The sequence below is a fragment of the Streptomyces sp. A1136 genome (assembly GCF_004795055.1).
In the GTDB taxonomy this organism is placed as follows: Bacteria; Actinomycetota; Actinomycetes; order Streptomycetales; family Streptomycetaceae; genus Streptomyces.
This window is the reverse complement of the sequence record NZ_SSBJ01000019.1, coordinates 21,646-34,850: the sequence shown is the minus strand read 5'-3', so window position 1 is coordinate 34,850 and position 13,205 is coordinate 21,646. Positions and strand designations below refer to the sequence as shown.

The 13,205-nt window shown below is 73.1% G+C and carries 16 protein-coding genes; 10 read left to right on the top strand and 6 right to left on the bottom strand.

What is annotated here, in order from left to right; all coding sequences use genetic code 11:
• Positions 1-52: 52 nt before the first annotated feature.
• A complete protein-coding gene (locus E6R62_RS19665) occupies positions 53-655 on the top strand; it encodes a VanZ family protein (RefSeq protein ID WP_240801773.1) in 603 nt (200 codons plus the stop codon).
• Positions 656-678: 23 nt separating this feature from the next.
• Here E6R62_RS19665 and E6R62_RS19660 read toward each other — a convergent pair whose 3' ends face one another.
• The 3 genes from E6R62_RS19660 to E6R62_RS19650 form a co-directional block, all read right to left on the bottom strand.
• Positions 679-906: a DUF6296 family protein gene (locus E6R62_RS19660; RefSeq protein WP_136214792.1), complete on the bottom strand. Its 228-nt coding sequence runs from the start codon at positions 904-906 to the stop codon at positions 679-681.
• Positions 907-1,014: 108 nt separating this feature from the next.
• A complete protein-coding gene (locus E6R62_RS19655; RefSeq protein ID WP_136214791.1) occupies positions 1,015-1,515 on the bottom strand; it encodes a C40 family peptidase in 501 nt (166 codons plus the stop codon).
• A gap of 216 nt (positions 1,516-1,731) precedes the next feature.
• Positions 1,732-2,418 (bottom strand): HSP18 transcriptional regulator, encoded by a 687-nt coding sequence (locus E6R62_RS19650; RefSeq protein ID WP_136214790.1) that lies wholly within the window; start codon positions 2,416-2,418, stop codon positions 1,732-1,734.
• A gap of 134 nt (positions 2,419-2,552) precedes the next feature.
• On the opposite strand from E6R62_RS19650, the gene E6R62_RS19645 reads away from it, so the two are divergent.
• The 8 genes from E6R62_RS19645 (at position 2,553) to E6R62_RS19610 (ending at position 9,576) form a co-directional block, all read left to right on the top strand.
• Positions 2,553-2,990: an Hsp20/alpha crystallin family protein gene (locus tag E6R62_RS19645; RefSeq protein ID WP_136214789.1), complete on the top strand. Its 438-nt coding sequence runs from the start codon at positions 2,553-2,555 to the stop codon at positions 2,988-2,990.
• A gap of 203 nt (positions 2,991-3,193) precedes the next feature.
• Positions 3,194-3,589 (top strand): DUF2267 domain-containing protein, encoded by a 396-nt coding sequence (locus E6R62_RS19640; protein WP_136214788.1) that lies wholly within the window; start codon positions 3,194-3,196, stop codon positions 3,587-3,589.
• 49 nt (positions 3,590-3,638) lie between these two features.
• Positions 3,639-4,091: a DUF2267 domain-containing protein gene (locus E6R62_RS19635; RefSeq protein WP_240801772.1), complete on the top strand. Its 453-nt coding sequence runs from the start codon at positions 3,639-3,641 to the stop codon at positions 4,089-4,091.
• A gap of 70 nt (positions 4,092-4,161) precedes the next feature.
• Positions 4,162-5,409 (top strand): SLC13 family permease, encoded by a 1,248-nt coding sequence (locus E6R62_RS19630; RefSeq protein WP_136214787.1) that lies wholly within the window; start codon positions 4,162-4,164, stop codon positions 5,407-5,409.
• Positions 5,410-5,590: 181 nt separating this feature from the next.
• Positions 5,591-5,770: a hypothetical protein gene (locus E6R62_RS19625; RefSeq protein WP_136214786.1), complete on the top strand. Its 180-nt coding sequence runs from the start codon at positions 5,591-5,593 to the stop codon at positions 5,768-5,770.
• A 210-nt stretch (positions 5,771-5,980) separates the two neighbouring features.
• Entirely contained in the window at positions 5,981-7,441 is a 1,461-nt protein-coding gene (locus E6R62_RS19620) for a uracil-xanthine permease family protein (RefSeq protein WP_240801771.1), read from the top strand.
• Between the two features lie 24 nt (positions 7,442-7,465).
• Positions 7,466-8,872: an amidohydrolase family protein gene (locus E6R62_RS19615; protein WP_136214785.1), complete on the top strand. Its 1,407-nt coding sequence runs from the start codon at positions 7,466-7,468 to the stop codon at positions 8,870-8,872.
• Positions 8,869-9,576: a sulfite exporter TauE/SafE family protein gene (locus E6R62_RS19610; protein WP_136214784.1), complete on the top strand. Its 708-nt coding sequence runs from the start codon at positions 8,869-8,871 to the stop codon at positions 9,574-9,576. The genes E6R62_RS19615 and E6R62_RS19610 overlap by 4 nt, the downstream gene beginning before the upstream one ends.
• On the opposite strand, the gene E6R62_RS19605 is transcribed toward E6R62_RS19610, so the two are convergent.
• The 3 genes from E6R62_RS19605 to E6R62_RS19595 form a co-directional block, all read right to left on the bottom strand.
• Entirely contained in the window at positions 9,573-10,619 is a 1,047-nt protein-coding gene (locus E6R62_RS19605; protein WP_136214783.1) for a LacI family DNA-binding transcriptional regulator, read from the bottom strand. The genes E6R62_RS19610 and E6R62_RS19605 overlap by 4 nt on opposite strands.
• Positions 10,620-10,707: 88 nt before the next feature.
• Positions 10,708-11,913 carry a beta-ketoacyl synthase gene (locus E6R62_RS19600; protein WP_136214782.1) on the bottom strand — a complete coding sequence of 402 codons (1,206 nt, stop codon included), beginning with the start codon at positions 11,911-11,913 and terminating at the stop codon, positions 10,708-10,710.
• The gene (locus tag E6R62_RS19595) at positions 11,910-12,161 is read right to left on the bottom strand and encodes an acyl carrier protein (protein ID WP_168714111.1); all 252 of its coding nucleotides are present in this window, start codon (positions 12,159-12,161) and stop codon (positions 11,910-11,912) included. The genes E6R62_RS19600 and E6R62_RS19595 overlap by 4 nt, the downstream gene beginning before the upstream one ends.
• Before the next feature lie 198 nt (positions 12,162-12,359).
• Here E6R62_RS19595 and E6R62_RS19590 point away from each other — a divergent pair, with 198 nt between their 5' ends.
• Positions 12,360-13,193 (top strand): lysophospholipid acyltransferase family protein, encoded by an 834-nt coding sequence (locus tag E6R62_RS19590; RefSeq protein WP_136214780.1) that lies wholly within the window; start codon positions 12,360-12,362, stop codon positions 13,191-13,193.
• Positions 13,194-13,205 lie beyond the last annotated feature (12 nt).

The following is a 13,205-nucleotide window of genomic DNA, read 5'->3' as shown; positions in this document are numbered from 1 at the left end:
GCGGCCTCGCCGGGGGCGAGTTCAAAGCCGCCGCCGGGGTACAAGGGCCCGCATGACAACGAGGCCCATGTGGTGGCGTACGAGGAAACCCGACGAACCGACCGCGCGGGAGGCGCCGCCGGCCCGCACCGGGGCCGTGCCGCGCGGTCGGCCTCCGGCGTCGCCCGTGATCCGGGCGGTCGCCATGGTCGGGGCCTTCGCGGCGACCGTGGGGTTCAGCGTGGTGCTGGCCCGCCTGACGCTGGAGCCGTCCGCCGCGTCCGTGGCGCTCGTCCACAGCAATGTGCACCCCGGCCGCTCCATCAACGCCTACCTGCACGGGCCGTCGGTGCGTGAGGCCGCGCGTCAGCTCGGCGGCAACGTCCTGCTCGGGGTGCCGCTCGGGGTGCTGCTGCCCGTGCTCGTCCCGCCGGCCCGCGGCCTGCTGCGGGTGGCCGTCGTGACGGCGGCCCTGATGACGCTGGTGGAGCTGATCCAGGGCGCCCTGGTGAGCGGGCGGGCCTTCGACGTCGACGACGTCATCCTGAACACGACCGGCGCGCTGCTGGGGTACCTGCTGATCGGACGGCGCCTCGGGCGCGCCGTCCATCCCCGCCGCAGGCACTGGTGGCACCGCTGGTCCCGCCCGGCCGAGGCCGGTGCGACGGGGGAGTGAAGCCGGGGGCCGGACCGGCGCCCTCATCCGAGCGGCCGGGCCTCCAGGGCGGTCACGGGGTCCTGGTGGCCGCCCGACGGGAGCATGCGTACCTCGCCGCGGTCGCTGATCTCCGCCCTTACGATGCCGGTCGGGTCCTCGTACACGGGGTGGCCGCCCGGTCCGGACTGCTGGGTCCGGGACACGACCACGGTGTCGGGTCCCGCACCGGGCTCACCGGGAAGCACCAGTTCGTAGCGCTCGGCGCTCACCTGGGGCCTCCTTCCGTCGGGCCCGTCGAGGGCTCTCCTCCTTCCATCATGGGCGAAGGGGGCGGACGACGCGCGAGGACGGCGCCGCCCCGTTCGGGACGGGCCCGGTCAGCCCTCGCGGCCGTACCGGACGTCGGAGGTCCAGATCCGTTCGAGACGTACCCGGCCGCCCGGACGCGGGGCGTGCCAGATCTTGTCGCCCCCGGCGTAGATGCCGACGTGTTGCATGGTGGCGCCCCGGGGGAAGAAGACGAGGTCACCGGGGGCGCGTCGGCCGGGCGGGATGTGGCGGGTGTGTCGCCACTGCTGTTCCGCGGTGCGGGGCAATCGGCCTCCGGCCTTGCGGAACGCGTAGAAGGTAAGTCCTGAGCAGTCGAAGCGTTTGGGCCCCGCAGCGCCGTAGGCGTACGGGGCCCCCCGTTTGGAGGCGGCCACCTCGACGGCTCTTACGCCGTGCGATACGGCGGCCTGGGCCGGTGCGGCGCTGCCGGTCACCGTCGAGGCGGCGAGAAACAGGCCGAGGAAGGACAGGGCGAGGACGCGGGGCGAGGGGGCCGGGGGCCTTGGTTCTCCGGGGGAATGCGCGTGTTCCGTTCCGTAGGGGGCCATCGTGATACCTCCGCATTGGGTGGCAGGAACAGCCCCGATCGCGGGGCCGGTCTTGATTGACATGCGCTTGGCTCTCGACGGCCGACCAGTCTTCCTCCCGGCCGGGAGGATTCCGGTCATTGGGCGCCCCACGCGGTGTATCGGTTACGTAAAGAGACGTTTCTTTAACGCAAAGTCACGAGCGTCCCGTGGTGTGGAGCCCTGGGGCGCCGTCTCTCAGCCCTCCCGGCGCTGCGTGTCGCTGTCCCGGCGCAGCCGGTGCGTGTGGCGGGTCATCTCGTCGATCCGCTCGGCGAGCTCCGAGTGCTCGGGGCGCAGATGGCGCCGGGTGTCGGTGAGCGGACCGACGAGGTGGGCCGCGTCATCGAGGGCGAGGGCCTGGTTGAGCTCCCCGAGCTGTCCGTCCGCGCTCGCGGGGAGGTCGGTCAGTGCGGTGACCTGCCCGGCCAGCCGGCGCAGGCCCGCCGCGTTGTCCCGGGCCCACGCGGTGACGGTGCGGTCCGCGGCCCGCCGGTCGCGCACCGCCTGCACCCGCTGCTCTCCGGTGACGCCCGCCTCGCCGGGACGCTGGCGCAGGTAGCGGCGCTCGGCCGCCTGGCGGCTGGCGACTCCGAGGGGCCCGGCCAAATCCGCCCAACTGGCGCCGGCCTCGCGGGCGGTCTCGATCAGTCCGGCCTCCCAGCCGGCGAGCTGTTCCCGCACGTGGCGCAGCAACAGGAGGCTGGCCAGGGCCGGGTGGGGACCGTCTTCGGCGGCGGCCCCGCCGCGGTGCGCGGCGTGCGTGTCGCCATGGGACTGGGCCTCGCGGACGGCCCGGTCGATGGTCTCCAGGGCGGCCGCCGCGGCGAGGAAGGAGGCGGGGCCCGTGCCCGCAGGGGGGGTGGGCTGCGCGGGTGGGGTCATGGATCTCTCCGTGGATCGATTTCGTCATCCTCTCGATGACGGCTCGCTTGTCATCGTCTGGATGACATGTTACAACGGAAGCACGTTGAAGCGCATTGGCAGTTCCTGCCGTGACCGACTGGAGGTGTTTCGCGATGTTGATGCGCACCGACCCGTTCCGCGAGCTCGACCGGCTCACCCAGCAGCTGATGGGGACCACCGGTACCTGGTCGAAGCCGTCCGTGATGCCGATGGACGCCTATCGGGAAGGCGACGACTACGTGATCGCCTTCGATCTCCCGGGTGTCTCCGCGGACGCGATCGACATCGACGTCGAACGGAACATGCTGACCGTCAAGGCCGAGCGCCGGCCGACGGCAAAGAGCGAGGACGTGCAGATGGAACTCTCCGAGCGTCCGCTCGGCGTGTTCTCCCGGCAGGTCATGCTCGCCGACACCCTGGACACTGAGCACATCAAGGCCGATTACGACGCGGGTGTCCTGACCCTGCGCATCCCGATCGCCGAACGCGCGAAGCCGCGCAAGGTCACCATCAGCGCCACCGGCGGTGGCCGCAAGGAGATCTCCGGCTGACCGGCCCATCAGCCGCTTGCCCTGTCCGGCCCCGCGGCCGACGCCACGCGAGGCGGCGACCCGCCCGGACAGGGCCCTGGGCGCGGAGGGCGGGGTGCTCACTCCCCCCGGCAGTCCCGTCCTCCGTCCCGAGTGCACGGTCCGCGGGCCCAGGGCCCGCGGACCCCGTCCCCGCGAGCACACGCACCGAGGAGGACAGGCCCATGGCCTTGCGTTGGGAGGCGTTCCTCGACCAGGTCCGGGAACGCGGTGAATACGACACCCCTCAGGAAGCCGATCGGGCCGCCCGTGTCGTCCTGGCCCTGCTGGGCGCCCACATCGTCGGCACCGAGCGCGCCGAACTGGCGGCCCGCCTGCCCGAGACGTACGCCCTGATCCTCCTCAACCCCCTCCAGGCGGCGGAGCCGCTGTCGCCGGAGCGCTTCGTGCGCGCCACCGCGGCCTGGATCGAGGGCGCCTCGCAGGCGACGGCGGCCTGGGACGTCGGCGCCGTGCTCAGCGTCGTCGCCGACGCGGCCGGTGATGACCTCACCCGCCGGCTCCTGCTCCAACTGCCACCCGGCTACGACCTCCTCTTCGGGAGCCCGCAGCCGACCTGAACCCTCTTCCGCCACCCCGACCCGTCGACGAGAAAGGCGCACAGCATCCATGTTCCACCGGCCCGAACAGCGCCGGCAGGCGCCGGACATGACCTACGACCAGATGGTGGAGAAGGTGCGGTACGAAGGCGCGTACCCCACCCGGGAGCGGGCCGAGGACGCCGTCCACCACGTCATGTCCGCCCTCGGCCGCCAGATCACGGGCGACGAGCGGGTGGGCCTGGCCGCCCGACTGCCCGTGGAGGCCGCCCTCGCCTTCACCGGCCAGGTCCCCGACCCCGACCCGCTGACCGGCTGGGCCTTCGTCAAGGACCTCGCGGCGCGGACCGGCGGTACGCCCGCCACCGCCCGTTGGGAGGCCGGCGCGGTCCTCACCATCGTCGCGGCCCTCGCCGGACCCGATCTCCTCGCCCGTATCCTCTCCGGCCTGCCCGAGGGTTGGGCCCTCCTGTTCGGCCGCGCCCAACTCCTCTCCCCGCAGCCCGCCCGCAGCGCCGCCTGACGCCGGCGGACGTGCGGGAACCGGGGGCGGCGGGCGCCGCCCCCGGGGGCACTGCGCGATGATCAGGGGTATGCCCGTCGAGTTCGTCTCCGTGATCGCCCTGGTCGTCGTCCTGGTGTGCGCCGTCGTCCGCCCCTTCGGCCGGTCGGAGGCCGTCTTCGCGGTACCGGCCGCAGTGGTGGTCATCGCAGTCGGCGGGATCACCCTGGGGCACGTACGCGAGGAGGCGGAGCGGCTCGGGCCGGTGATCGGCTTCCTCGCAGCGGTCCTCGTCCTCGCGAAACTCTGCGACGACGACGGACTCTTCCACGCCTGCGGGAGCTGGATGGGGCGCTGGGCGGCGGGGCGCCCGCGCAGACTGCTCGGCGCCGTCTTCGCCCTCGCGTCGCTGATCACCGCGGCGCTCAGCCTGGACGCCACCGTGGTCCTGCTGACCCCGGTGGTGTTCGCGACGGCCGCCCGCATGGGCGCACGCCCCGCGCCCCACGTGTACGCGGCGGCCCATCTGTCGAATTCGGCCTCGCTGCTCCTGCCGGTGTCGAACCTGACCAACCTGCTCGCCTACACCGCCAGCGGTCTGACCTTCACGCGCTTCGCGCTGCTGATGACGCTGCCGTGGCTGGTCGCGATCGGCGTCGAGTACCTGGTCTTCCGCCGCTTCTTCGCCGCCGACCTGAACGCGCCCGCGCAGCGCGCCGAGGCCGCGGAACAGCCCGAAACGCCGCTGTTCGCGCTCGTGACCGTCGCCGCCACCCTGGTCGGGTTCGCCGTCGCGTCGGCCCTCGGGGTCGACCCGGCCTGGGCCGCGGCCGCCGGGGCGCTGGTGATGGTCGTACGGGCGTTCGTGCGCCGCCGCACCACGGCGGGCGCCGTCCTGCGCTCCGCGGCCCCCTCGTTCCTCGCCTTCGTGCTCGCGCTCGGCATCGTGGTCCGGGCGGTCGTCGACCACGGCCTCGGTGACGCCCTGGGCCACCTCCTGCCCGGCGGCACGGGGCCGGTCGCCCTGCTCGGCATCGCGGCGCTCGCCGCGCTGCTGGCCAACCTGATCAACAACCTGCCCGCCGTCCTGGCCCTGGTCCCGGCGGCCGCGGCCGCCGGCCCGGGAGCCGTGTTGGCCGTACTCATCGGGGTCAACATCGGTCCCAACCTCACCTACGCCGGGTCATTGGCCACCCTGCTGTGGCGGCGCATCGCCCACGGGCACGACCACCCGATCAGCCTGGGGAAGTTCACCCGACTCGGGCTCCTCACCGTCCCCGCTGCCCTCGCCGCTTCCACGCTCGCCCTGTGGGCCTCACTGTGGCTCTTCGGCACCTGACGCGGGCGGTCGACCTCCGGCTGACGCAACTCCCGCACCCGAGGAAGGCGTTGTGGACACGGTCGGCGGAGTGGCGGACGGGCAGGCTCATCTCACGCGTTGTGTTTACCGCCGGGATTTTCGGTTACAGGATGTAGTGAAAGACAGTCAGCACCGTCAGTACCCGACGGAAGGCAGGAACATGAACCTCGTTGCCGGGCTCATCCTCGTCGCGGTCCTCGCCGTCATCGCCCTGTTGGTCGTGGCCCCTTCGGCCCCCACGCGGCGCAACCCCTCTCCGGGCCGCGGACGTTCCGGCGCGCACCGGCTGAAGACCGTTCCCCAGCAGCGCGGTGCGGGCCGCTTCCACACTCCGCAGTGACCCGCACCCGGGCACCCTACTCCCCCGACCCCCTCGTGGGGGAGGGGGATTTTTTGTAACCGGACGATGTCGTCCGCTTCCGCCCGGACATCTTGACGCACTGGAAGAGCCCTCACATACTGGCGGCCAAATCGATTTGGCTTTGTTCCGCGACCCCCGTCCCGGGCCGTGGGACAGCCATATCCGGAACGAGCCGAACGGAGCTCGAAGGTGCCCAGTTTCCGTACCGCGAACCGCCGCCCCGCAGCGTCGCAGTCCCCCTCGGAGGACCGGTCCGCCCCCGACCACCCCGGGGACCAGCCCCACCCCGTCGACCAGACCCGGCCGCCGGGGCGCATCCTGCTCTTCGGCATCCAGCACGTCCTGGTGATGGCCGCGACCCCCATCTCGGCGATCTTCCTGATGAGCGCCACCCTGGGGCTCGACTCCGGGCTCACGGTCAAACTCCTCTCCGCCGCCTTCGTCCTGTCCGGGATCGGCTCGCTGATCCAGTCCCTCGGACCCTGGAAGATCGGCCCCCGCCTCCCGTTCGTGATGCTCCCCGGGGGAGCCCCGCTCATCCTGTTCCTCGCCATCGCGCAACAGCACGGCCTGCGCACCGCCACCGGAGCCGTGCTCCTCACGGCCGCCTTCTACTTCGTGGTGCTGCCGGTCTTCTCCCGGCTCCTCGCCTTCTTCCCCGCTCTCGTCATCGGCACGATGATCGTCATCGTCGGCGTGAACCTCGTGAAGGTCGGCGCGGTCCTGGTCACCGGTCGGCCCGGCGAGCCCGGCTTCGCCGATCCCACCCACCTCGTACTGGGCCTCGCCACCATCGGCTTCACCATCGCCTTCTACCGGCTGTTCACCGGCGTCCTGCGCCAGCTCGCCGTCATGCTCGGCCTGATCGCCGGCACCGTCCTCGCCTTCGCGCTCGGCGCCGTCCACTTCGGACCGGCCCTCCACGGCCCGCTGCTCGGCGCGCCCGCACTGCTGCCCTTCGGCTCACCGCAGTTCAACCTGGTCGCCGCGCTCCCGCTGATGCTCTACAGCCTCGCCTCCATGGCGGAAGCCACCGGCCAGACCGTCATCAACGCGGAGGCGGTCGGCAAGCCCATCGACCGGCGAGTCGACGTCCCCAAGACCATCCGCGGCGACGCGGTCGTCTCCTTCCTCGGCGGTTTCTTCGGACTGCCGCTGATGGTGACCAGCGGCGAGAACATCGGCATCGTCCGCGTCACCGGCGTCCGGAGCCGTTTCGTCACCGCCGCGGCCGGCGTCGTACTCATCTGCGTCGGGTTCCTAGCCCCCGTGACGCGCGCGATCAGCGTCGTGCCCGCGGCGGTCGTCGGTGGCACCGCCATGGTCGTCTTCGCCGTGATCACGGTGCTCGGCATCCAGATGCTGGCGCGCGCCGAACTCGACCGGCACACCAACACCTTCATCTGCGCCGTGTCCCTCGCCCTCGGTCTGCTGCCCATCCTGGTCCCGGGCGTCTACGGGAGCCTGCCCTCGGGACCGCGCATTCTGCTCGAAAGCGGCGTCGCGGTCGGGGCGTTCACCGCCGCCCTCCTCAACGTCCTCTTCCACCACCCGAGGCTGCGCCGGGCCCGCGCGACCGAGGCGCCCGGGACCGCGCCGCACCCCGAGCCGCAGGCGCGGCCCCTCCACGAGCCCGCACCGCGCGGCTGAACTCCCCTCACCGGAAAGAGAACCATGAACGACGTGTCCCCCGACCACCTCGCCGGCACCGGCCCCCGGCTGCTCGTGCCCGACGTGGTGATCACCCCGGACGGCCCGCTCGACGCCCACGCGGTCGTCGTCGCCGACGGCTCCTTCGGCGCCGTCGGCCCCGCCGCCGAACTGGAGCGCCTGAACCCCCGGTTGACCCCCGTACGGCTGCCCGGGCACGCGCTGATGCCCGGCTTCGTCGACACCCACCACCACCTCACCCAGAGCTTCGGCGCGGCCCTCGCCTTCGGTGAGCCCTCGGAGATCTTCCGCCGCGTATGGGCGCCCCTGGAAGGAGCGCTGGACGAGGAGTCCGCCTACGTGGCGGCGAAGCTGGCCGCGCTGGAGTCCCTGCGCGGCGGGTTCACCACCGTCGCCGAGGCGGGCACCCGCGCGGCCGTCGAGGCCGAGGTCGTCGCGGCGGCCGCGCGGGACGCCGGCATCCGCTGTGTCCTGGGGCTCCTGTGCAACGACGCCCCGGGCGCGGACTCCCGGGAGGTCATGGCCCAAGCGCACAAACACCTGGCCCGCTACGACACCGACGACCTGATCCACCCGTCCCTCGCCGTATCCATCCCCGAGGCCGCGACCGCCCGCACCCTGCGGGAGACCGCCCGCCTGGCGGTCGAGGCGGGAGCCGTCGTACAGATCCACGTGAACGAGCACCTCGTCGCCGTCGAACGCTCCCTGGTCCGGCACGGTCTGCGGCCCCTGGAACACCTGCACCACGTGGGCGCCCTCGGCCCGCAGTTGGTGGCCGCCCACGCCACCCTCCTCACCCCCGCGGAACTCACCCTGCTCGCCGACAGCGGGGCCGCCGTCAGCTACAACCCGGTGGCCAGCGCCTGGAAGGGCAATGCCGTCGCCCCCGCGGCCCTGATGGCGGAGCGAGGCATCCGGTTCGGAATCGGAACCGACGGCACCCGGGGCGACGCCTTCCGGCTCGCCGACGCCGCGGAGTCCGCCCAGCGCCTCGCCTACGGACTCGCCTCCGGCGACTCCTCGTGCGGAGCGGGCTGGACCTGGCTGGAGCACGGCGCGCGCGGCGGCGCCGACGCGCTCGGCCTCGGCTCCCTCACCGGAATCGTCACCGAAGGGGCCGCCGCCGACTTCCTGCTCGTCGACATATCGACCCCCGAGATGCGGCTCTCCTGGGACCTGCCCTGGGAACTGGTGCGGCGCGGCAACCGCGACCAGATCAGCGCGGTGTTCGTCGGCGGCCGGCTGCGGCTGTGGCGCGGCTGGCCCACCGACTGGGACGGGCCGGCGCTGGTGCGGCAGGCGGTCGAACTCTCCCGCTCCGTGGTGGGACGCGCCGCCGTCACCCGCGCCCACCCCACCTCCACGGCCGCGCGCGCCGACCGCCACCCCGAGCGGAGCGTGGCGCGGTGAGCACGCAGACCCTCGCCCTGCTGGCGGCGACGGTGGCGCTCGCCGCCTTCGTGCAGGGAACCAGCGGGCTCGGGTTCGCCCTGATCGTCGCCCCGGTGGTCGGCCTGCTGGACCCGTCGCTGCTGCCCGTGTTCGTCCTGGCGTCGATGATCCCCCTCAACGCGTACGTCGCCTGGCGCGAGCGGGGCAGCGTGGACCTGCGCGGCGCCGGCTGGATCACCGGGGCGCGGTTGGCCGCGACCCCGCTCGGGCTCGTACTCCTGTGGGCCATCCCCGAGGGCCGGCTCGGACTCTTCGTCGGGGCGGCGACGGTCCTGGCGGCGCTGGTCAGCCTGGCCGCGCCCGCCTTCACCCCCGGCCGGGGCGCGTACCTGGGCGCCGGTCTGGTCACCGGGCTCACGGAAACCGCGACGGGGGTGGGCGGCCCCCCGCTCGCACTGGTCTACCAGCACCGGCCGCCGGCGGAGCTGAGGGCCACGATCGCCGTCTGCTTCCTGGTCGGCGAAGTGGCCTCGCTCGCCCTGCTGTTCGCGACCGGCCAGGGTCATCCGGGACAGCTCGGGCGGGTGTTGTCGCTGCTGCCGGCCCTGGCGGCGGGGGCCTGGCTGAGCCGCCTGGTGCACCACCGCCTGGACGCCCGCCGGATGCGGCTGTTCGTCCTCGGCTTCGCCCTGGTATCCGGGGTGGTGTTGATGCTCGGCTAGCCGGTCCGCGGCGGCCCCGCGCGCAGCGAGGACGCGCGGGCGATCAGACGGGGTTCGGGCGCCGCGGCCACGGCCGGGGCGTCCTGGCCGCGCAACCGGCCGAGCAACAGCTCCACCGCTTCGAAAGCGGCGTGGTCCAGGTGCAGGTCGACCGCCGTCAGCGGCGGATGGCAGGTCCGCGCCCGCAGCCCGTCGTAGCGGGTGACGACCATGACGTCCTCCGGGATCCGTCGGCCGCCGTCCTTCAGCGCCCGCACCGCGCCGACGGCGAAGGTGTCGACCAGGGCGCAGACGGCATCGATGTCGGGGTGGGCGGCGAGCAACTCCGCGCAGGCGTCGTACCCCGCCTGTTCGCCGCCCTCCTCGGGAGCGGTCGCCACCAGCGGCTGCCCCCCGTGCCGCGCCGCGGCCGCCTCGAACACCGCCCGGGCGTCGACGCCCGAGTGCCGCGCGCCGTCGCCGACGATCAACGCGGGCCGCCGTGCCCCTTGCTCCCGCAGGTGCCCGAGGAGCAGTTCCGCGACGGGGGTGCCGCGCAGGTCGACGTAGGGGGCGGCGTCGGCGGGGGACACCGGCCGGCCCAGCGCCACGTACGGCAGCCCCCGCTCGCGCAGCTGCGCCACCGCGACGTCGTCCGTGTCGGGTTCCACGACGATGGCCCCGTCGATGTCCACCGAGTACAGCGGGGAACCGCTGCGGACCGGCGGGACGAGGACGAGCGCGTAACCGTGGACGAGCGCCCGCTCGGCGGCCGCCGCCGCGACCTCCATGTAGAAGCCGAGCCGTGCCGGGCCGCCCGCCACGGCGAACGGCATCGACGACGCCAGCGCGATGGCCTTCGCCTCGCCTCGGCGCAGGCGCTGCGCCCGCAGGTTCGGTCGGTAGCCGAGCTCGGCGGCGATCGCCTTGATGCGTTCGCGGGTCCGGGGATCGACCTTGCCGATCCCGTTCAGGGCGTGCGAGACGGTCGTCCGCGACACCGAGGCGGCCCGGGCCACATCGGCGATCGTCGGCGGCCGGGCACCGGTACCGGAAGGCGACATCTGGGGTAACGCTCCTCGCGCTGAGCAGGGGTGACCTCCGCATCTTCGCCGACCGGGGCCGCCGCCGGAAGACGCGGCCCCGGGTGGTTCAGGTCCGCGCGAGGACCGCGACGGCGTTGTGGCCGCCGAAGCCGAAGGAGTTGCTCACCGCGACTTCGAAGGCGTGTTCGCGGGCCGGGCCCGCCACGACGTCGATCTCCGCCCCGGTGTCGGGCTCGCTCAGCCCGGCCGTCGGCGGGACCACGCCCTGCACCAGGGCGAGCACGGTCAGCGCCGCCTCGATGGCTCCCGCGGCGCCCAGCGTGTGGCCCAGGACGCCCTTGGAGGAGGTGACCGGTGGCCGGTGGGGGAACACCCGCCGTACCACGCCCGCCTCGATCTCGTCGTTCTGTCGTGTCGCGGTGCCGTGGGCGTTCACGTGGCCGACGTCCGCGGGCGCGGCGCCGGCGTCCGCGAGAGCGGCGCGGACGGCCTGCTCGGCGCCCCGCCCCGCCGGGTGCGGGGCCACCAGGTGGTGGGCGTCGGTGGAGGCCGCGTACCCGACGAGCCGCGCCAGAGGCCGGGCCGTCCGCGCCGCCGCGTGCTCGGCCCGCTCCAGTACCAGGGCGCCCGCGCCCTCCGCGATCACGAAGCCGTCCCGGGTGGCGTCGAAGGGCCGCGACCCCGTGCCCGACAGGGCGCCGATCCGGGTGAAGCCCGCGACCATCAGCCGGGTGATGGCCGCTTCGGCGCCGCAGACGAGCGCGATGTCGCACCGCCCCGTCGAGATCAGGTCCCGGGCCAGGCCGAGTGCGGTGGTACCCGAGGCGCAGGCCGTGGAGGTGGAGAGGGCGGGACCGGTCGCCCCGAAGCGCAGGGCGATGTTGGCGCACGCCATGTTGATGAGATAGCCGGTGAGGAAGTAGGGCGAGACGAAGTCCGGGCCCCGCTCGGCCAATCGGGCGAGCGCCGTCTCCTGCGTCAGCAGGCCCCCCATGCCGCCACCGGTGACGACGGCGACCCGGCTGCCGTCCCACTGCGCCGGGTCCAGCCCGGCCTGGTCGAGCGCCTGGGCGACCGCCGTCAGGGCGAAACGGTCGACCCGGTCGAGACGGGCCGATCCGCGGTGGCGCAGTACGGGATGGTCCAGTTCCGCGACGCGGCAGCTGAGGGAGACCGGCAGACCGTCCAGCGCGGGGTCGGGGGTGGAGGTGGGGTGACCGGCGAGCACCGCCGACCAGGTGGTGTCCCGGTCGCAGCCAGCCGGAGTGACCAGGCCGACTCCCGTGACGACGGCCTCGGGGCGTCGGTTCAACGGCCCGTGCGTCGGGCGCGGACGGCCTCGGCGAATTCCCCGAGCGTCGAGGCGCGCAGTTCCTCCTCCTCGACCTTCACGCCCAACGTCTCGTGCACGGCGATGGCCATCTCGACCACCATGAGCGAGTCGGTCAGCAGCTCGCGCATCGGCGCGTCCGCCCGCACCTCGTCGGCGGGGACCTCGAACTTCTCGACGAGCATTTCGCTGATCGCCTGGAGGACGGATTCCTGCGCGGAAATGGTCACGGCATCTCTCATTTGCGGTTTCGCGGCCTCGTGCAGCATGGTGACGCGGGGCCGGCGGTCGAAGGTGAACGGAAAGGCTATTTTCCCGGGCCGTGGAGCGGGGCTCGTGCCCACATAAGTACCACGGACGCCTAATTACTCAAAACGTGTCCGCGATCGGCTTTTTGATGACGCCTGCTGAGAGAGTGAGGATCATTCATGTCGGAAATCCTGACGGATTCGACCGTCGATCCGGTCGATCCGATCGTCGATCCGGTCGCCGTGGCCGATGTGCTCGACGTGGCCGGTGTGGAGCTCCGCAACCTCGGCCGCCTGTTGGGCGAAGCCGGGGAGACCGCCTGGGAACGGCTCCTGGCGTGGCTCGTCGACGAGTACTTCCGGCTGGAGGTGACGGGGTTGGAGAACATCCCGGCCGAAGGGCCCGCGGTCCTCGTCGCCAATCATTCGGGTGCCTGGGGGCTCGACGCGTTCGTCCTCCAGAGCGTGCTCGACCGCGGACTCGACCGTCCGCTGCGCGTACCCGCCGCCCCCGTGGTCTTCCGATTGCCGGTCGTCGGGTCGTACGCCCGAAAGAAGGGCGCGATTCCGCTCGATCCGACCCTGGGATGGGAACACCTGAACGCCGGGGAACTCGTGGGAGTGTTTCCCGAGGGAATGGCCGGACTGGAAAAGCCTTTCGACGAGCGTTACCGGCTGCGTCCGTTCAGCCCCGGATTCGCCGTCACCGCCGTCCGGGCCGGCGCGCCGGTCGTCCCCGTCTGCGTCATCGGGGCCGAGGAGGCGTGCCCCAGGCTCGGCGACGTACCGGCCCTGGCCCGTCTCCTCGACGTGCCCTTCTTCCCGATCACACCGCTCTTCCCGCTGCCGTCCAAGTGGTTGATCACCATCGGCGAGCGGATTCCCGCGCCCCCGCGACCCGATTCCCTCGCCGGGCGCTCGGCCGCCGCCCGCCGGCTCTGCGCCGAGGCACAGGCCGCCGTCCAGGAACTGGTGGACCGGGAGCGGAGCCGGCGGGAGACCCCCTTCTGGTGACCGGTTCAGGCG